Raw genomic sequence first — 17,329 nt, forward strand, 5'->3', positions numbered from 1 at the left:
CCATGCGCGCAACCCCGGCAAGAGTGCCTGTGACACACTTTGAATCAGCCCTGCGAGACACGCAGACCTAGCGGGATGCGGCTTTATGTGGAAATGCCGAAAAACAGGGCGTCGGTGCGTTCCGACCGACCGCGCATCCAGTCGGTGTGATTGGCTCAGGCTCTCGCAGATGGCTGGCATTCGTCGGTGGCAAACTGAATTCAGCCTGTCTACGATGGATACCACAAGCCTTGTATAGAAACATGAAGAGCCCAGTACTGGATCTGCAGCCCAGCACCGGTTCTGCGGAAGCAAACCCGATCCTTCATCCCATGGTTTCGTTGATCGTTGCAGATTTCAGCTGTCCGCATATCCGCGAACTCCTTGCTGATGCAATCGCACCAATACTCTGGCTCGACGGAGACAGTTGTCCGATCACAGTGGTGAGCCAGGAGCTGGAAAGATATCGGAAATCTGGAGCAGCCATCCAATCGCTTCACTGGGTGAGCCATGGCAAGCCAGGAAGGCTACTGGTGGACGGTGTTGTGATCGATCAACAAGATCTTTTGCGAACACGAGAACAACTAGCGCGCTGGAAGGTTGAAACCATATCGCTGTGGGCATGTGAATTTGGCGCCCAGATCAGCGCGCTGGCATTGTGGGAGGAGTTCACGGGGGCTGCCGTCTACTGCTCCAGCGAAGTTCTTGGTCGACAACACGACGGAGAATCAACCTGGACCCTCACAAATAGCAAAGGCGTCAGCAGTCCAGCACTGCCAATCAACCCAAACAAGCAGCACTCTTGGCTCCATCAGCTTGGGGCCAGCACAGACCCAGCACCCATCCAACCCACCGGCTCCATTTCCATTGCCTTCTCGGAGCCCGTCATTCCCAAGGCAGGATCAATCCGCATCTACAAGACTAGCGACAATTCACTAATTGACTCGATTGACATCACCAGCTCAAGGGTGATGGAAAACGTTGCCACGAAGACAACGGTTTCAGACTACCAGTACAACATGGTTGCACTTCTCCAGAATGATCTCGTTCCGTCTATAGCGGCCGCGATCGGAGCTAGCGAAACAAGCAAGAGCAACAAGGACTGGGCGCTAGAGATCAGCAACAATTGGATCATGACTGCCGAAGGCAACACCTATGGGCTGACTAGCACAGGGCCCGTTGCTGACGACTGGTACCTGTACTACGCAACAAATCCAGACTATACGCCGGGAAGCAGCGATGGAACACTGAATGGAGGCGTGAATGATCGCACAGTTAATTTCACACCAATACAGGGATTAAGCAAGATCACCATCCAACCCTTAGCCCCCTTGGAAGAAGGAGAGAATTACAACATTGAAATTGATGCATCCGCTTTTGCATACGCGCAGGGCGGAAGCTTTCCTGGCGTTGCCGATCATACGTCCCTCGTCTTTTCAACGGTTGACATGACAGCGCCTTCGCTAACCAGCGCTAGCCCATCAGAAGACAGCATCGACGTAGGCATCAGCCCCATAATCACGCTGCAGTTTTCCGAGCCTGTCGTAGCCGGAGGAGGGAAAATCACGATCAGAGACAGGAAAACGAATAGAGTCATTAGCGAGATTAATAGCTCTGATGCAACGATGACAACCATTAACGAAGCCACCGTTGTTATCAATCCGAGCGCCCGGCTTAACTACTCAACAAGCTATGGCATTGAAATCGACTCGCTTGCGTTCCAAGACGCCAGTGGCAATTTCTTCACCGGAACCAGCAACACCGGAACGGCACTAGATTTTACGACTCAGTCGCCCGACATCTATTCCGGCGCTTATTACGAAAATCAGCCCACAGCCTCCGTTGTAGCTGCGGTCAACGGCAGTTATTTACCAACCAAGCTTCGGTTCAAGTCCGGGCATAACACAACAACCCGGGACGGGTATTTCCAATTTGGCCGTGTGGAAGATAGTCGGATCGAAGTGATCCTCACAGAAGCCGGGGCGGCAGCCAAAAGCCCTAGCAACGATTACGAAAGGGGATCCAATTCATTTCTCTATGTCATTGAAGAGCAGCTGGAGTCTGGAGCCTGGGCTGACTGGGCCGCTTTCGAGATGAAGGTTCTCGACTGGGGCGACGCTGTCGTCGTTTCGAGTGCGACGGGGTTTGGGAAGAAAAACGCCGATCGAATTACCAACTTTGATCCTACAGCAAACAACAAAATCCACATTGACCTCACCTCTTTCCCCGGAGCCCTTGACAAACTCAAGGTCGCGAAGAATTCCAAAATGTTCAATAAAACAGCAAAGAGCGATGCCGACTTTATTTATAACAGGCAGACCGGCTTCCTGTGTTACAACGAGAATGGCAACAAGCCCGGCCTGGGAGATGGCGGTATCTTTGCGACTTTTGAGGACAAACCCAAAATCGGCCTAGAGAGCTTCCAATTTATTTAACTTATTCCCTACAGGTCAACGCGGGGCCGATGGGTCATGACGGCGCCCAGATGAAACTCTGGGCGCTCGACGGCCACGAGGATGCGGACCTCCGATCAAACGGATAGGCGAATACGCCTTGAAGGCCGTGGGAGACGGGGTCGCCTCAAAGAAGGAGGCGCCAGAGCACATCAAAACCAACCGTCCAGGCAGGACCTGGATCGTTGAACTGATCAGCACCACCGAAACCCGTACAAACAAGCATGAAATCGCCTGGTGCCGCTATGGCCTCCGGCCGACCTCGTCGACCTCACCCGCCTGGGCACCATCCCAGAAGATCTGCTGCAACTGATTCACCAGCACTGGAGCATTGACAACTCAAACAGCGCTGCCCTCACTCCACCGTGACACTCTTGGCCAGGTTGCGCGGCTGATCCACATCCAGCCCCCGGTGGGCGGCGATGTGATAGCTCAGCAGCTGCATGGGGATCACCGTGAGCAGCGGGCTGAGCAGCTCATCCACCGTGGGCACCGGCAGCAGCGTGTCGAACAGCTCCGCATCGGCGCACTCCGGCGCCACGCCGATCAATTGCGCATCGCGCGCCTTGGCCTCCTGGGCGTTGCTGAGCACCTTGTCGAACACCGTGCCTGGCACCGCGATCGACACCACCGGCACCCGCGCATCGAGCAAGGCGATCGGGCCGTGCTTCATCTCGCCCGCCGGATAGCCCTCGGCGTGGATGTAGCTGATCTCCTTCAGCTTCAGCGCCCCCTCCAAGGCAATCGGGTAGTTGATGCCCCGGCCCAGGAAGATCACGTCTTGGGTGTCGGCGAACAGATGCGCCAGCTGCTCACAGCGGCGGTCGTGATCGTCGACCAGTGCCCGCAGTTGCTCCGGCAGCGCCCGCAGGCCCGCTGCCAGCTCACGTAGCTGCTCGGGCCCGTGGCCCGTGGCTCCGCCGCCGCGGCGTTCAGCAAAGGCCAGCGCCAATCCGTAGAACGCCAACAGCTGACCCAGGAAGGTCTTGGTGGCGGCCACGCCCACCTCGATGCCGGCGCCGATATCGAGGATCTGATCCACCAGCCGGCCCAGGGAGCTCTCGGGGCGATTGGTGATCCCCAGCAGGCGTGGCGCATAGGCCGGATCAGCCACCGCACGGCGCCGCTCCTGCTCCATCGCCAGCGCCGCCAGCGTGTCAGCCGTTTCGCCCGACTGAGTCACACCGATCGTGAGCGTGTTCGGCCCCAGCGGCGGCGGCGCATAGCGGAATTCACTGGCGTAAAACACGCTGGTCGGAATCCCCGCCAGCTGCTCCAGCAGATACGCCCCCACCTGAGCCGCATGGCGGCTGGTGCCGCAGGCCAGGATCTGGATCCGCTCCACACCCTCATACACACGCTCATCCAACGGCAACGCCACCAGGCGGCCGCTCTCCGGCAGGTGCCGCGCCACCCACAGCGCCGCCGTTTCCGGTTGCTCATGGATCTCCTTGAGCATGAAGTGGCGGAAGCTGCGCTTGTCCGCCACGTGCTCGGTGCCGCTCAGCAGGCTCGGCGTGCGCTGCACACGATCACCAGCCGCGTCATAGAGCTCGATTCCCAGTGGGGTGAGCAGCGCCACCTCGCCGTCTTCCATCGGCAGGATCGTGCGGGTGAACCCCGCCAGCGCCGGTGTGTCGCTAGCGCAGAGGAACTCACCCTCGCCAAGGCCGATCAGCAGCGGCGCGGCCTTGCGGGCCACCACCAGGGCGCCAGGCAACTCCGCCCACACCACCGCCAAGGCATAAGCCCCATGCAACCGTGGCAACACGGCCTGCACCGCCTGCAGCAGCAGCGCCCCACTGGCCGTGCCACCGGCCGCCACCAGCCGAGCCAGTTCACGGCTCAGGAGGTGGGGAATCACTTCGGTGTCGGTGTCGGAGCGAAACACCACCCCTTCTGCCTGCAGCTCCTCCCGCAACGTGCGGTAGTTCTCGATGATCCCGTTCTGCACCACCGCCACCCGGCCGGGGCCGTCCAGATGCGGGTGGGCGTTGCGTTCCTCTGGCTTGCCGTGCGTGGCCCAGCGGGTATGGCCGATGCCGCAGTGGCCGGGGGCGCCAGACGCGTCAAAACGCTGGGTGAGGTTCACCAACTTGCCCTCGGCCCGCAGACAGCTCAGCTGCCGATCACCGTTCACCGTGGCGATGCCGGCCGAGTCGTAGCCGCGGTATTCCAGCTGGCGCAACCCCTCCAGCAGCAGGGGGGCTGCTTCGCGCGAACCGATCACCGCAACGATGCCGCACATAGCGCTGCCTACAACAAAAAAGCCCGGCATGGGCCGAGCTTGAGCTTATGGGAAGAAGCCGAGAGCCTCAGTAGGCCAGGCCCATCGAACGGGTGGTTTCGTCGCCCAGATACACGCGGATCGAGAGGAAGTCGGTGGGGCATGCGGTTTCGCAGCGCTTGCAGCCCACGCAATCTTCAGTGCGGGGCGAGGAAGCGATCTGGCCGGCCTTGCAGCCATCCCAGGGCACCATCTCGAGCACATCGAGGGGGCAAGCCCGCACGCACTGAGTGCAACCGATGCAGGTGTCGTAGATCTTGACGGCGTGGGACATGTCGCCTCGGGACGCGACGCCCAAGGTACCCACGCTGAGCGGCAGCTCCTGATTCTCCGTCACCCTTGTTCATAAGCCGAGTGGCCGTTTCAGATGGCCCCGTAGGATGCGGCGTCCGCCACACCGGCCATGTCCCAGGAAGCGATCTTCGAGAAAGTCCGCTCGATCGTTGTCGAGCAGCTGAGCGTCGACGCCGGCGAAGTGAAGCCTGAATCCAACTTCCAGAACGATCTGGGCGCTGACTCGCTCGACACCGTTGAGCTGGTGATGGCGCTGGAAGAAGCCTTCGACATCGAGATTCCCGACGAGGCCGCTGAAGGCATCGCCACCGTGGGCGACGCCGTGAAGTACATCCAGGACAAGCAGGCCTGAGGAACTGATGGTGGAGGGTCTCCGCCGCGTCGTCGTCACCGGTCTCGGCGCGGTCACACCGATCGGCAACACTGTTGCTTCCTACTGGGAAGGCCTGAGCACGGGACGCAACGGGGTGGCAGGCATCACCCTGTTCGATCCCTCAGCTCATGCCTGCCGTTTTGCCGCTGAGGTGAAGGATTTCGATCCCTCCGCCTACATCGAGCCCAAGGAGGCCAAGCGCTGGGACCGGTTCTGCCAGTTCGGCGTGGTGGCGGCCAAGCAGGCCGTGGCCCATGCCGGCCTCACCATCGATGACAGCAACGCCCATCGCGTCGGCACCGCCATCGGCTCCGGCGTGGGCGGCCTCTTGATGATGGAGACCCAAGCCCACGTGCTGGCCGACAAGGGTCCGTCGCGGGTGAGCCCGTTCACCGTGCCGATGATGATCCCGAACATGGCCACGGGCCTGACGGCGATCGCGGTTGGCGCAAAGGGGCCCAGCACAGCCGTGGCCACCGCCTGTGCCGCCGGCTCCAACGCCATCGGCGATGCCTTCCGCCTGATCCAGGTCGGCCATGCCGACGCGATGGTGTGCGGTGGCGCCGAATCAGCGATCACCCCTCTGGGTGTGGCTGGGTTCGCCAGCGCCAAGGCCCTGTCGTTCCGCAACGACGACCCCGCCACCGCCAGCCGCCCCTTTGATGCGGAGCGCGATGGCTTTGTGATCGGCGAGGGCGCCGGTGTGCTGGTGCTCGAAAGCCTGGAACACGCTCAGGCTCGTGGCGCTGAGATCCTCGCTGAAATCGTGGGTTACGGCATGACCTGTGATGCCCACCACATCACCTCCCCCTCTCCCGGTGGTGTGGGTGGTGCCGAAGCGATGCGCCTGGCGCTGCGCGATGCACGGCTCGAGGCGGATGCTGTGGATTACGTGAATGCGCATGGCACCAGCACCCCTGCCAACGATCTCAACGAAACCTCGGCCATCAAGGCCTCCCTTGGGGAGCGCGCGCTGCAGATACCGGTGAGTTCCACCAAATCGATGACCGGTCACCTGCTGGGGGGCAGCGGCGGCATTGAAGCTGTAGCTGCCGTTCTGGCGATGGGTCACAACCTGGTGCCGCCTACCATCAACTACCAAAATCCGGATCCCGCCTGTGATCTGGATGTCGTTCCCAATCAAGCCCGGGAACACAAACTGGATGTGGTGCTGTCCAACTCCTTTGGATTCGGCGGCCACAACGTTTGTCTGGCGTTCCGCCGGATGAGCTGACCTCCACAGCTCACCGCGGTTTATCCGCTCCTCACACTTCTCCTTACCCGTAATCCCATGGTCGCCGCTCCCGTCGCTGGAAACCAGTCCGTCGACTCCCTCTGCGTCAACAGCATCCGCTTCCTGGCGGTGGACGCGATCAACAAGAGCAACTCCGGCCACCCCGGTCTGCCCATGGGTTGCGCTCCCATGGCCTACACGCTCTGGGACAAGTTCCTGAAGCACAACCCCAAGAACCCGAAGTGGTTCAACCGCGACCGCTTCGTGCTGTCGGCCGGCCACGGTTGCATGCTGCTCTACGCGCTGCTGCACCTGAGCGGTTACGACTCGGTGACCATCGAGGACATCAAGCAGTTCCGCCAGTGGGGCTCCAAGACCCCCGGTCACCCCGAAACCTTCGAGACCGCCGGCGTGGAAGTGACCACCGGCCCTCTGGGTCAGGGCATTGCCAACGCCGTGGGTCTGGCGATGGCCGAAGCCCATCTGGCCGCCAAGTTCAACAAGCCCGATTGCACGCTCGTTGATCACACCACTTACGTGATCATGGGCGACGGTTGCCACCAGGAAGGTGTGAGCGGTGAGGCCGCCTCCCTGGCCGGCCACCTGGGCCTGGGCAAGCTGATCGCCCTCTACGACGACAACCACATCACCATCGACGGAAACACCAACGTTTCCTTCACCGAGGATGTGCTGAAGCGCTACGAGGCCTACGGCTGGCACACCGTCCACGTGCAGGACGGCAACACCGACCTGGCAGCCATCGCCAAGGCCATCGAGGAAGCCAAGGCTGTCACGGATCGTCCCTCGATGATCAAGGTGACCACCACCATCGGCTACGGCTCCCCCAACAAAGCCAACACCGCTGGTGTGCACGGTGCCGCCCTCGGCGCTGATGAAGCCGCCCTCACCCGCAAGAACCTGGGCTGGGAGTACGGCGAATTCGAAGTTCCCCAGGAGTCCTACAACCAGTGGCGCCAGGCGATCGAGCGCGGCGCCGCCGCCGAAGCCGCCTGGAACGCCACCCTGGCCGACTACCGCGCCAAGTACCCCACCGAAGCCGCTCAGTTCGAGCGTCAGCTGCGCGGTGAGCTGCCCCAGGGCTGGGATGCAGGCCTCCCCAGCTACAGCGCCGACGACAAGGGCCTGGCCACCCGCCAGCACTCCTACAACTGCCTCAACGCCATCGGCCCCAAGCTGCCCGAGCTGATCGGCGGTTCCGCCGACCTCACCCACTCCAACCTCACCGACATCAAGGGCGAGGGTGGTTTCCAGAAGGGCGCTGAAGCCAACCGCTACCTCCACTTCGGTGTGCGCGAGCACGCCATGGGCGCCATCCTCAATGGCCTCGCCTATCACGGCAGCGGCCTGGTGCCCTACGGCGGCACCTTCTGCGTGTTCGCTGGCTACATGCTCGGCGCCATGCGCCTCTCGGCCCTAAGCGAGCTGGGCGTGATCTACGTACTCACCCACGATTCCATCGGTCTAGGCGAGGACGGCCCCACCCACCAGCCAATCGAGACCCTGGCCAGCCTGCGCTCGATCCCGAACATGCTGGTGATCCGTCCTGGCGACGGCAACGAAACCAGCGGTGCCTACAAGGTGGCCGTGGCCAACCGCCATCGCCCCACCGTGATGTTCCTCAGCCGTCAGGCGATGGCCAACCAGGCCAACTCCAACGCTGACCACGTGGCCAAGGGTGGCTACATCCTGGAAGACAGCAACGGTGCCCCTGATCTAATCCTGATCGGCACCGGCACCGAGCTCGAGCTCTGCACCAAGGCCGCCGCCCAGCTGCGCGCCGAAGGCAAGAACGTGCGTGTGGTCTCCATGCCCTGCGTCGACCTGTTCGAAGAGCAAGACGCTGCCTACCGCGAGAGCGTCCTGCCCGCCGCCTGCCGCAAGCGCCTGGTGGTGGAAGCCTCCAGCAGCTTCGGCTGGCACAAGTACACCGGTTTCGAAGGCGACACCGTGTCCATCGACCGCTTCGGTGCTTCTGCCCCTGGCCCCGTGCTGATGGAGAAGTTCGGCTTCACCGTCGACAACGTGGTGGCTAAGGCCAAGGCCCTGGGCTGATCTGCAAGGAGTTCAAACTGCAACAGCCCCGACGCTGTCGGGGCTTTTTTAATGCCGATGCGTTCGCTTGTCATCCCGTGATTCAGCTCACAGCCGCCACACTGACCCGTGAAGCCTTCGCACCTTACGGGCAGGTGATTTGGCCCGAAGATGATGGTTGCGACTGGCAACTGGGTGATGCCGAACTGGATTTCAACCAAGGCCTGCCTCGGCTTTATCTGATGCGGTTAGCAGCAAAAGAGCTGCGGGTGATGGAACTCGCAGCCCACCGTCAGGTCACGCAATGCCTGGGCGTGATGGACCCCTACCCATGGCAAATCGCCGTGGCACGCGCCAGTCATGCAGCAGAGCAACCGATCGATGCCACAACTGAGATCCAGGCATTTACGGTGCCGCCCCACTGCATCCTGAAGCTGCACCGGGGCACCTGGCATGCGGGACCGCTCTTTGAAAGTCCAGCGGAGCTGGTGTTCTGCAATTTGGAACTGCGCGACACCAACTCCACAGACCGATTCACCCTGCCGCTGCTCCCAGGGCAAAAGGCTGAGATCAGCCTGTAACCACTGCTGCTTTCTGCTCCTCGAGCACCTTCTCCAGACACGCCAGATCTTCTTCGGGGTCCAGGCTCAGCTCGAACTGCTTGTTCCAGTCGAAGGCGTAGCGGACACGGCTGAGTTCATCGTCGCGATCGCAGGCACCATGACGGGCATCGTGCATCTGCGAAATATTAGCTTGGCCTTTGCGCTTCTCGATCCAGGCGCTGCGCATAACGGGCTACGGCGAATGCGAAGAAACCGGCAACAACGGGGCGCAGGCGAAAGCCCACCTCTCGGACCTGCTAAACGCCGTGGAGTCGGGCGAAGAGGTGGAGATCACCCGCCGGGGTTTTTCGGTCTGATGGCGTTCCTCAGCGCCACCACCCAGCAACCCATGCAAGGCTCTCTGCATGCGGTGGAGCAGTTGTCTAGCCAGTTTCGACCGGACGCTCTGCCAAGCAGCCAGCCACTACCAGGTGGCTGTGGATCAACTGCTGGGGAAAGGCTGAAGGCGATGGCCAAGGGTGGCTACATCCTTGAAGACAGCATCGGCGCCCCTGAGATCATCCTGATCGGCACCGGCACCGAGCTCAAGCTCTGCACCAAGGCCGCCGCTCAGCTGCGCGCCGAAGACAAGAACGTGCGTGTGGTGTCGATGCCCGCTGCCTACCGCAAGCGCCTGGTGGTGGAAGCCTCCAGCAGCTTTGGCTGGCACAAGTAAACCGGCTTCGACGGCGACAGCGTATCGATCGACCGCATCGGCGCCTCCGCCCCCGGCCCCCTGCTGCTGGGAAAGTTCGGCTTCACTCACCAAAGGATTGGGCAGGGGAAGTTGGCCAGCTGTGCATCAGCTGTGATCAGCACTAGGCCTTCCAGCTCCGCCTGGGCAGCCAGCATGCGATCAAACGGATCGCGGTGGAGCTGGCTGTAACCACCGGCTCTCAAGCCGTGGGCGATGGAGATGGGGAACGGCTGAAATCCATCGGCCTGCAGCAAGGACGGCAGATCCTGGATCACGTTGTCCAGTTCCGGGAGCTTGCCTTGGTGATGCTTCAGGCTGAGCTCCCACACCGTGGCCGCACTCACGCGAATCGTGGTGGTGGGGTCGCGCAACGGCAATCGCGCCGCCTCGGAGAGACGGTCAGGATCGAACCACCACCAAAGGAGCACATGGCTATCCAGTAGGTAGCCATCGCCGTTGGTGCTCATGGCTGGGAGCATTCAGGCCACAAGGAACTCCCATGCCAGGCTGCCAACTCATCGGCCGCCATGGGTTCCAACAGCAGATCAGGCTGTGACAGCGGCCCCCAACGACGCAGGCGACCGGGGATTCTGTTAGGCGCAGTCGCCTCCAACGGCATCAGCCGAGCCCAGGGTTTACCCGCTTTCGCGAGCACGATGGTCTCGCCGGCATGGGCCTCGTCGATGAGGCGCGAGAGGTGGGTTTTGGCCTGATGCACATTCACCAACCGCATAGGACCCAGGGAAGACCGAGCAGAGTTAGTCTAGTCATGAACTAAGTCAGAACAGTTGCCTACAAAAATGCCCGGGGCACCCCGGGCTACGCACATGCGTTCAGGAGCTTGAAGCCTCAGACAGAGACCGGCGCAGCCTGACCAGCTTTCTGCTCCTCGAGAACCTTCTCCAGATCAGCCAGATCTTCCTCGGTGATCTTGGTCTGCATCGGGCAGTGCTTGGGTCCGCACATCGAGCAAAACTCGGCCTGCTTGTAAATGTCGGCCGGCAGAGTTTCGTCATGATATTCCCGGGCTCGCTCAGGATCAAGGCTCAGATCAAACTGCTTGTTCCAATCAAAGGCGTAACGGGCGCGGCTCAGCTCATCGTCGCGATCGCGGGCACCCGGGCGGTGACGGGCGATGTCGGCGGCGTGGGCGGCAATCTTGTAAGCGATCAGGCCGTTGCGCACGTCCTCGGGGTTAGGGAGGCCCAGGTGCTCTTTAGGGGTCACATAGCAGAGCATCGCCGTTCCATACCAACCAGCCATCGCCGCACCGATAGCGCTGGTGATGTGGTCGTAGCCAGGGGCGATATCGGTCACCAGTGGACCCAGCACATAGAAAGGTGCCTCAGCACACTCTTCCATCTGCTTGCGCACATTGAACTCGATCTGGTCCATCGGCACATGGCCCGGGCCCTCCACCATCACCTGCACGTCGTGCTTCCAGGCGCGGCGGGTGAGCTCACCCAAAGTTTTCAGCTCGGCCAGCTGCGCTTCATCGGAGGCGTCGTGCAGACAACCGGGACGCAGTGAATCACCCAGGGAGAAGGTGCAGTCGTAGCGCTTGAAGATCTCGCAGATGTCGTCGAAGCGCGTGTAGAGCGGGTTCTGCTTGTGGTGGTAGAGCATCCATTGGGCCAGGATGCCGCCACCGCGGCTCACGATGCCGGTGAGGCGGCCCTTCACCTTGGGCAGGTGCTCGATCAGCAAACCGGCGTGGATGGTTTGGTAATCAACGCCCTGCTGGCAGTGCTTCTCGATGATGTGCAGGAAGTCGTCTTCCGAGAGCTTTTCGATCGAACCGTGCACGCTCTCCAGCGCCTGATACACAGGCACCGTGCCGATCGGCACTGGCGAGGCGTTGATGATCGCCGTGCGCACCTCATCGAGGTTCACGCCACCGGTGGAGAGATCCATCACGGTGTCGGCGCCATACTTCACGGCCAGCTCGAGCTTCTTCAGCTCTTCGCTCACATCACTGGCATTGGGAGAGGCACCGATGTTGGCGTTCACCTTGCACTTGGAGGCGATGCCGATCCCCATCGGCTCCAGGTTGGGGTGATTGATGTTGGCCGGGATGATCATGCGGCCCCGCGCCACCTCCTCCATCACCAGCGATTCGGGCAGGTTTTCCCGCTTGGCCACATGGGCCATTTCCTCGGTCACCACCCCCTGGCGGGCGTAGTGCATCTGGCTCACGTTGGCTTGGCCTTGGCGCTTCTCGATCCAGGCGCTACGCATGACGGGCTTTGGCAGAAAAGGCGGGGAGCTGCCTGAGCGTCGCTTCTCACTTCCCTGCGCCGGCATCACCCGGATCAGGTTCGGAGGGTGTGATCTCAGCCCCAGTGCAGGGGCACCCCTAGTGACTTGTCCAAGCTAGCAAGCTCGATGCACTGGCAAGCCCAAGCCGGCCTTCGGAACCATCCCTGCCAGGATCAGAGGACAGCCCTTCCGTGACCTGAGCACCAATCTGCTGCGCCTGAATCCCCCAACACTCAGCCGGGCTTTAGGCCAGCAGCTGCTTGAGTCTGCCGCGCATCTCAGGCCTACCTTTGGATCGGTTCTGCTGCCGCTGATCGCGCAGCGTCTGCTGGATCGCACGCTGCAGCGCGCCAACTCTGGCTCCATCGGCTTGGGCAGCGCCCTCACGCTGTTCCTCGCCGCCCATCAGCGGGCACCCAGGCTGATCGCTGAGGTAGGCACCTACATCGGCAACAGCGCTGCTGCGATGGGCCTGGGAGCTGGCACAACCGGGCAGGCCCTACAGCTGGTGACCTGTGATTTGCATCCCTGCACCCAGCAGCCCCTGGCTGGATTGACCCTGCCTCAGGGCAGTGGTGCGCAAGTGGTTCAGGGCTCCAGCACTCAGATGTTTCAGGCGCTCGCAGCCAAACAGGCCAAGCTCGACATGCTCCATCTGGACGGTCGCTTGATGGCGGATGACCTCAAGCTGCTCGCTCAACTGCTCAAAGACGACACCCTGATTGCCCTCGATGATTGCGAAGGCGATAAAAGGGCCACATGAACCTCGATCTGCTGCGCCGCGCTGGGCTCCTGCAGCAACACGCCTTCGTAGAGCCCTTCCCGCGTGAATTGTTCAGAGCCTGGAACCTCGAAACACGTTCCGTCACCGGACTGTTGGTGCCGCTCAAGCTGATGAGTTACACGAGGCAGTAAATCGCAGGCATCTCATGTCCGTGGGGTCAGCGGCTGGGCACTTTGGGCGTGAAAGACGCCCTGTTCATGCCCAACCGCTCGAATCGCTCGTCGTCTTGCGGCATCTGCAGCAACAGCTCAGGCAGCGAGGGAGCTCTAGCCACATCGAAGGGCTGCTGGGGCCGCTGGTCTTCCTCTGCTGTTGACACCTCACTCACGCATGTCCCTCTGCGGTGCACAGGTGGGAGCCGCAACCACCACCACACTTCATCAGTCTTGCGCATGCTGCAGGGTCTAAGCCGCACATCTCCAAAAGGGTCAACTGACCTCGCAAATGCGATAGATCCATAAGGTCGGCACAGCTCTTTCAAATTCGCGTTTTTCCTTGCCGTCCTGACAGACCCCCCTTCTCAGCTGGGGGGCGTTCCGCTGCCTTGAGGCCCGACCTCAGCCTGGCTGCTGCAAGCCGTTGAGCGCTGCAGCCACCACACGATGGTCAGCGTCCTGCTGAAGGTTCTGCAGTGCCGCCCGCGCCGCCGCAGCTGCACTGCAGCCGGGCTCCGCTTCGCGCACCAACCGTCCGAGGATTTCAGCGCCGCCCACCCGCACCGTGCCATCGGCATCGGCGATCGCCAGTTGGGCCACCTGCAGCAAGGCTTCCGGCTGCGCCTCCGGATGCTCGGCTACCGCCGAGAGCACACTGCAGCGCAGCAACCACTCGTTCTCCTGCTGAAACGCCTCGAGCAGCAGGGGCCAAGCGCGCTCCAAGCCATGACTCACCAGGGCATTGGCCGCCTCGGCTCTCACCGCCACCTCCGGATCGTGCTGCAAAGTGTGCACCAGCGGTTCCCAGCCCGCCGGCGTGGGCTTGTGCCCCAGCCCTGAGCAGCTCAGCTGGCGCAGCAGCATGTCGTTCTGCTGCAAGCCGAGCAAGAGCAGCGGTTCCGCCTGCTCAGGGGTGGCCTCCACCAGGCTGGCCAGGGCCGGCCTGGCCCGGCCGGGGTTCCCTGAGGCAATCGCTGCGCGCAGGTCTGCTTCGTTGATCATGTCCAACACTCCAGGTTGAGATGGGGCACACGTTCGAATTCGCGCACGTTGTTGGTATCGAGCAGCACCTTCATGCTTCGAAAGCACCCTCGAGCGCCGGATGCTGCTGAGTCTCCACCAGCGCGAGAGCTGCATCGGGCGCATCTTGACCGAAAGCCCCCGGCAACCCATCCAGCCAAGACCAGTCCGTAGTCACCGGTCCAGGATCAAGGGTGTGACTTGTCGGCGAATCCGCACGTCCGAGGCTTGAGGCGCAACGGAATCCACGGGAAGCAAGGCTGCTTGATACCAAAAGACTATCCCTGGTTAGCCTTCGGGGTCAGAGATGGCTGGGGGCTGGATCAGCGCCCACGGCGCTACGAATCGCCAGCAGCTGCTCCAGCAGGGCTTCTAGCCGGTGCAAGGGCACCATGTTGGGCCCGTCGCTGAGGCCGTTGTCGGGGTCGGGATGCACCTCCAGAAACAGGCCATCCACCCCCACCGCCATCGCCGCCCGCGCCAGCGGCGCCACGAATTCCCGTTGGCCGCCGCTGCTGCTGCCCCGGCCGCCCGGCTGTTGCACCGAGTGGGTGGCATCAAAGATCACCGGGCAGCCCAGGGCCTGCAGCTGCGGTAGCCCCCGGTAGTCCACCACCAACGTGTTGTAGCCAAAGCTGCTGCCGCGCTCCGTGAGCCAGAGGTTCTCCACGCCGGCATCCCGCAGCTTGTTCACCACCTGGGCCATATCCCAGGGCGCCAGAAACTGACCTTTCTTCACGTTGATCGTTTTATCGGTGCCGCGGGTGGCTTCCGCCGCCGCCAACAGCAGATCCGTTTGCCGGCAGAGGAAGGCCGGGATCTGCAGCACATCCACCACCTCCGCCACCGGCGCCGCCTGTTGGCTTTCATGGATATCGGTGAGCACCGGCAGGCCCAGCTCCTCTTTCACCGCCGCCAGCACCGCCAGGCCGCCCTCCACCCCCGGCCCGCGGAAAGATCCACCCGAACTCCGGTTGGCCTTATCGAAACTGGCTTTGAAGACGTAGCGAATCCCCAGCCGATCGGTGATCGCCTTCACCCGCTCGGCCACCTCAAACGCCAGATCGCGGCCTTCGATCACACAGGGCCCGGCGATCAGGATGAAGCTCATGGCGGAGCTGGCACTGGCCTGATCCTGGCGCATCAGCCAAACGCTGTGCTCGGCTCTGCCACAGTTGCCGCGTTGGGCCGAAAGCACGGGGATAAACGAGTGCGGCGTCTGTGCCCTGCACGCTGATCCGGCAGCGCGGCAACGCTACGAAATCGGGCGCGGCCCCCCTCTTGATCCTGCGCCACCATCCCGACCCCGCACCGCTCACCGGCTGGTTGCTGCTCGATGCGGTGCGCCATCTCGGGGGCCCACTCCACTTCACCGCCGCAGAAGCGAGCACCTGGGGCCTGGCGGTGCAGAAGGCCTCCCAGCTGGTGCAACAGCTCAGCGGCTGTGATCGCGTGTATGCCATCGCCTTCGGCGAAGGAGCGCGGCACCTGCATCTGCATCTGATTCCGCGCTTCGGCTCCGATCCCCAGAGCGAAGCCTGGAAGGTGGCTGATCTGTATCGAGCGGTGGCATGTGGCGCTCGCCCGCCTGCCCCTGCCGATGCCATCCAAGCCTGTGTGAATCAAGCGCGGCATGTATTGAAAGCAGCCGAGCCCTGGCTCTAACCTCGCTCCATGCGATCACCGATTCCAATCTTCATTGGATACGACCCGCGCGAACGGGCCGCCACCAATGTGTTGATCGACAGCTTGTATCAACACAGCAGTACACCCCTGGCGATCACACCCTTGGTGACACCACAACTGGAAGCCCAGGGCCTCTACAACCGCCAGCGCGATCCGCGCCAGAGCACGGCCTTCTCCTTCACCCGCTTCCTGGTGCCACACCTGATGGGTTATCAGGGGTGGGCCATCTTTATGGATTGCGACATGCTCGTTAGGAGAAATATTACCGAACTCTGGGAACTTTGCGATGAAAACTTTGCTGTTCAATGCGTGCAACACCTACATACACCGGGCGAAACCATGAAGTTTCTTGGGGAGACTCAGAGCGCGTACCACAAGAAAAACTGGAGCTCGTTGATGCTCCTCAATTGCAGCCGCTGCACAGCACTCACACCGGAGTATGTAAACACCGCCACAGGTCTCGAGCTGCATCAATTCAAATGGCTTGCGGGTGATCATGAAATCAGCGGCCTGCCCGAAGGCTGGAATCACCTGGTGGCCGTTCAGGAACCAGCCAAGGCCAAGGGTGCCCCCCTGCTGCACTGGACCCTGGGCGGGCCCTGGTTCAGCGAGCAACGCACCATGGGTGAAGGGCTGGCTGCGGAGTGGTTTGCCGCCCGCGACAACGCGTTTCGTCTCTGGGATTGATGCACACCATCGTTGCGGTGCCGGCTCGGCTGGAATCCTCCCGGCTGCCCGGCAAGGTGCTCGCCGACATCAGCGGCAAGCCGATGCTCCAGTGGGTGCTCGAGGGCTGCAGGCGGGCCCAGGCCCCTTCCGCCGTGGTGCTCTGCACCGACAGTGCCGATCTGATCGAACGGGCCCAGGGCTGGGGTGTGCAGGCGTTGCTCACCAGCCCCGCCTGTGAATCGGGCAGTGAACGGCTTGCTTCGGTGGTGGATCAGCTGGTGGAGCTGGGCGGCGGCAGCGCACACACCAGCCTGGTGATCAATGTGCAGGGGGATCAGCCGTTCATTGATCCGGCCGTGATCGATGCCATGGCCGCTGAATTTGGATCCCGCACGCCCACCCCGGAGGTGCTCACACCGGTGTATCGGATGGACGCCGGCAAGATCCACAACCCCAACGTGGTAAAAACCCTGCTGGCGGCCGATGGGCGCGCGCTGTATTTCTCCCGGTCTGCCATCCCGCACGTGCGCGGCGTGGAGCCCGATCAGTGGCATGCCCATGCGCCCTATTGGGGCCATGTGGGCATCTATGGCTACCGCGCCGATGTGCTGAGCCGCTGGGGCAGCCTGCCCGAATCGCCGCTGGAGCAGATCGAGAAGTTGGAGCAGCTGCGCCTGTTGGAAGCCGGCATTCAGATCGGCACCTTCCCGGTTGCCGAGGAATCGCTCTCGGTCGACACGGCGGAACAGCTGGAGCAGGCCCGCGCGATCGCCAGGCAGCTCTGA

Annotated in this window: 20 protein-coding genes, 1 pseudogene and 1 riboswitch; of the genes and pseudogenes, 12 read left to right on the forward strand and 9 right to left on the reverse strand. The window is 62.2% G+C overall.

Annotated features, from left to right (window positions below):
- Positions 1-242: 242 nt before the first annotated feature.
- A complete protein-coding gene (locus H9532_RS11050) occupies positions 243-2,414 on the forward strand; it encodes an Ig-like domain-containing protein (protein WP_296368399.1) in 2,172 nt (723 codons plus the stop codon).
- A 373-nt stretch (positions 2,415-2,787) separates the two neighbouring features.
- Here the strand turns inward: H9532_RS11050 and glmS are convergent, their stop codons facing one another.
- A complete protein-coding gene (gene glmS, locus H9532_RS11055) occupies positions 2,788-4,680 on the reverse strand; it encodes a glutamine--fructose-6-phosphate transaminase (isomerizing) (RefSeq protein WP_296368475.1) in 1,893 nt (630 codons plus the stop codon).
- 67 nt (positions 4,681-4,747) lie between these two features.
- Positions 4,748-4,993: a photosystem I iron-sulfur center protein PsaC gene (gene psaC / locus H9532_RS11060; protein ID WP_006850103.1), complete on the reverse strand. Its 246-nt coding sequence runs from the start codon at positions 4,991-4,993 to the stop codon at positions 4,748-4,750.
- A gap of 129 nt (positions 4,994-5,122) precedes the next feature.
- Between psaC and acpP the strand changes: the two genes are divergently transcribed.
- From acpP to H9532_RS11080, 4 genes are all read left to right on the forward strand, one after another.
- A complete protein-coding gene (gene acpP, locus H9532_RS11065) occupies positions 5,123-5,365 on the forward strand; it encodes an acyl carrier protein (protein WP_010312348.1) in 243 nt (80 codons plus the stop codon).
- Between the two features lie 7 nt (positions 5,366-5,372).
- Entirely contained in the window at positions 5,373-6,620 is a 1,248-nt protein-coding gene (gene fabF, locus H9532_RS11070; protein ID WP_296368422.1) for a beta-ketoacyl-ACP synthase II, read from the forward strand.
- Positions 6,621-6,677: 57 nt separating this feature from the next.
- A complete protein-coding gene (gene tkt, locus H9532_RS11075) occupies positions 6,678-8,693 on the forward strand; it encodes a transketolase (protein WP_296368424.1) in 2,016 nt (671 codons plus the stop codon).
- 77 nt (positions 8,694-8,770) lie between these two features.
- Positions 8,771-9,253: an ureidoglycolate lyase gene (locus H9532_RS11080; protein ID WP_366664565.1), complete on the forward strand. Its 483-nt coding sequence runs from the start codon at positions 8,771-8,773 to the stop codon at positions 9,251-9,253.
- Here H9532_RS11080 and H9532_RS11085 read toward each other — a convergent pair.
- Positions 9,243-9,461: a phosphomethylpyrimidine synthase ThiC gene (locus tag H9532_RS11085; RefSeq protein WP_296368429.1), complete on the reverse strand. Its 219-nt coding sequence runs from the start codon at positions 9,459-9,461 to the stop codon at positions 9,243-9,245. The genes H9532_RS11080 and H9532_RS11085 overlap by 11 nt on opposite strands.
- Between H9532_RS11085 and H9532_RS11090 the strand changes: the two genes are divergently transcribed.
- Positions 9,433-9,591, forward strand: coding sequence for a type II toxin-antitoxin system prevent-host-death family antitoxin (locus tag H9532_RS11090; RefSeq protein ID WP_296368431.1), 159 nt, complete (start codon positions 9,433-9,435; stop codon positions 9,589-9,591). The genes H9532_RS11085 and H9532_RS11090 overlap by 29 nt on opposite strands.
- Before the next feature lie 152 nt (positions 9,592-9,743).
- Positions 9,744-10,037, forward strand: a pseudogene (locus H9532_RS11095) (transketolase C-terminal domain-containing protein); the annotation flags it as partial.
- On the opposite strand, the gene H9532_RS11100 reads toward H9532_RS11095, so the two are convergent.
- The 3 genes from H9532_RS11100 to thiC form a co-directional block, all read right to left on the reverse strand.
- Positions 10,037-10,438, reverse strand: a complete 402-nt coding sequence (locus tag H9532_RS11100; protein WP_296368433.1) for a type II toxin-antitoxin system VapC family toxin — start codon at positions 10,436-10,438, stop codon at positions 10,037-10,039. The pseudogene H9532_RS11095 and the gene H9532_RS11100 sit on opposite strands and share 1 nt — an antisense overlap.
- On the reverse strand, positions 10,435-10,704 hold the full coding sequence (locus tag H9532_RS11105) for a type II toxin-antitoxin system prevent-host-death family antitoxin (protein ID WP_296368435.1): 270 nt from the start codon (positions 10,702-10,704) through the stop codon (positions 10,435-10,437). Before H9532_RS11105 ends, H9532_RS11100 begins: the two co-directional genes overlap by 4 nt.
- Positions 10,705-10,820: 116 nt before the next feature.
- Positions 10,821-12,209: a phosphomethylpyrimidine synthase ThiC gene (gene thiC / locus H9532_RS11110; protein WP_296368436.1), complete on the reverse strand. Its 1,389-nt coding sequence runs from the start codon at positions 12,207-12,209 to the stop codon at positions 10,821-10,823.
- Between the two features lie 34 nt (positions 12,210-12,243).
- A riboswitch (TPP riboswitch) is annotated at positions 12,244-12,339 on the reverse strand.
- A 261-nt stretch (positions 12,340-12,600) separates the two neighbouring features.
- Here thiC and H9532_RS11115 point away from each other — a divergent pair.
- Both H9532_RS11115 and H9532_RS11120 read left to right on the forward strand, forming a co-directional pair.
- Positions 12,601-12,993 carry a class I SAM-dependent methyltransferase gene (locus tag H9532_RS11115; protein ID WP_296368438.1) on the forward strand — a complete coding sequence of 131 codons (393 nt, stop codon included), beginning with the start codon at positions 12,601-12,603 and terminating at the stop codon, positions 12,991-12,993.
- Entirely contained in the window at positions 12,990-13,145 is a 156-nt protein-coding gene (locus tag H9532_RS11120; protein ID WP_296368440.1) for a hypothetical protein, read from the forward strand. Before H9532_RS11115 ends, H9532_RS11120 begins: the two co-directional genes overlap by 4 nt.
- A 26-nt stretch (positions 13,146-13,171) precedes the next feature.
- On the opposite strand, the gene H9532_RS11125 is transcribed toward H9532_RS11120, so the two are convergent.
- From H9532_RS11125 to kdsA, 3 genes are all read right to left on the reverse strand, one after another.
- The gene (locus H9532_RS11125) at positions 13,172-13,333 is read right to left on the reverse strand and encodes a hypothetical protein (protein WP_296368442.1); all 162 of its coding nucleotides are present in this window, start codon (positions 13,331-13,333) and stop codon (positions 13,172-13,174) included.
- Positions 13,334-13,571: 238 nt separating this feature from the next.
- Positions 13,572-14,171, reverse strand: coding sequence for a HEAT repeat domain-containing protein (locus tag H9532_RS11130; RefSeq protein WP_296368444.1), 600 nt, complete (start codon positions 14,169-14,171; stop codon positions 13,572-13,574).
- 319 nt (positions 14,172-14,490) lie between these two features.
- Positions 14,491-15,333 carry a 3-deoxy-8-phosphooctulonate synthase gene (gene kdsA, locus H9532_RS11135; protein WP_296368446.1) on the reverse strand — a complete coding sequence of 281 codons (843 nt, stop codon included), beginning with the start codon at positions 15,331-15,333 and terminating at the stop codon, positions 14,491-14,493.
- Positions 15,334-15,410: 77 nt separating this feature from the next.
- On the opposite strand from kdsA, the gene H9532_RS11140 reads away from it, so the two are divergent.
- Genes H9532_RS11140 through kdsB form a run of 3 tightly spaced genes read left to right on the forward strand, consistent with a single transcriptional unit; the run spans position 15,411 to position 17,329 of the window.
- Positions 15,411-15,854, forward strand: coding sequence for a diadenosine tetraphosphate hydrolase (locus tag H9532_RS11140; RefSeq protein ID WP_366664566.1), 444 nt, complete (start codon positions 15,411-15,413; stop codon positions 15,852-15,854).
- A 9-nt stretch (positions 15,855-15,863) separates the two neighbouring features.
- Entirely contained in the window at positions 15,864-16,562 is a 699-nt protein-coding gene (locus H9532_RS11145) for a glycosyltransferase (protein WP_296368448.1), read from the forward strand.
- A complete protein-coding gene (gene kdsB / locus H9532_RS11150; protein ID WP_296368450.1) occupies positions 16,562-17,329 on the forward strand; it encodes a 3-deoxy-manno-octulosonate cytidylyltransferase in 768 nt (255 codons plus the stop codon). Before H9532_RS11145 ends, kdsB begins: the two co-directional genes overlap by 1 nt.

It is taken from the genome of Vulcanococcus sp. Clear-D1, from assembly GCF_014654725.1.
Taxonomy (GTDB): domain Bacteria; phylum Cyanobacteriota; class Cyanobacteriia; order PCC-6307; family Cyanobiaceae; genus Vulcanococcus.

What these genes read in the sequence shown, in the direction of transcription:
- H9532_RS11050 (WP_296368399.1), top strand. Translation starts at nt 243, where the DNA reads ATGAAGAGCCCAGTACTGGATCTGCAGCCCAGCACCGGTTCTGCGGAA.
- glmS (WP_296368475.1), bottom strand. Translation starts at nt 4,680, where the DNA reads ATGTGCGGCATCGTTGCGGTGATCGGTTCGCGCGAAGCAGCCCCCCTG.
- psaC (WP_006850103.1), bottom strand. Translation starts at nt 4,993, where the DNA reads ATGTCCCACGCCGTCAAGATCTACGACACCTGCATCGGTTGCACTCAG.
- acpP (WP_010312348.1), top strand. Translation starts at nt 5,123, where the DNA reads ATGTCCCAGGAAGCGATCTTCGAGAAAGTCCGCTCGATCGTTGTCGAG.
- fabF (WP_296368422.1), top strand. Translation starts at nt 5,373, where the DNA reads ATGGTGGAGGGTCTCCGCCGCGTCGTCGTCACCGGTCTCGGCGCGGTC.
- tkt (WP_296368424.1), top strand. Translation starts at nt 6,678, where the DNA reads ATGGTCGCCGCTCCCGTCGCTGGAAACCAGTCCGTCGACTCCCTCTGC.
- H9532_RS11085 (WP_296368429.1), bottom strand. Translation starts at nt 9,461, where the DNA reads ATGCGCAGCGCCTGGATCGAGAAGCGCAAAGGCCAAGCTAATATTTCG.
- H9532_RS11100 (WP_296368433.1), bottom strand. Translation starts at nt 10,438, where the DNA reads ATGAGCACCAACGGCGATGGCTACCTACTGGATAGCCATGTGCTCCTT.
- H9532_RS11105 (WP_296368435.1), bottom strand. Translation starts at nt 10,704, where the DNA reads ATGCGGTTGGTGAATGTGCATCAGGCCAAAACCCACCTCTCGCGCCTC.
- thiC (WP_296368436.1), bottom strand. Translation starts at nt 12,209, where the DNA reads ATGCGTAGCGCCTGGATCGAGAAGCGCCAAGGCCAAGCCAACGTGAGC.
- H9532_RS11120 (WP_296368440.1), top strand. Translation starts at nt 12,990, where the DNA reads ATGAACCTCGATCTGCTGCGCCGCGCTGGGCTCCTGCAGCAACACGCC.
- H9532_RS11130 (WP_296368444.1), bottom strand. Translation starts at nt 14,171, where the DNA reads ATGATCAACGAAGCAGACCTGCGCGCAGCGATTGCCTCAGGGAACCCC.
- kdsA (WP_296368446.1), bottom strand. Translation starts at nt 15,333, where the DNA reads ATGCGCCAGGATCAGGCCAGTGCCAGCTCCGCCATGAGCTTCATCCTG.
- H9532_RS11145 (WP_296368448.1), top strand. Translation starts at nt 15,864, where the DNA reads ATGCGATCACCGATTCCAATCTTCATTGGATACGACCCGCGCGAACGG.
- kdsB (WP_296368450.1), top strand. Translation starts at nt 16,562, where the DNA reads ATGCACACCATCGTTGCGGTGCCGGCTCGGCTGGAATCCTCCCGGCTG.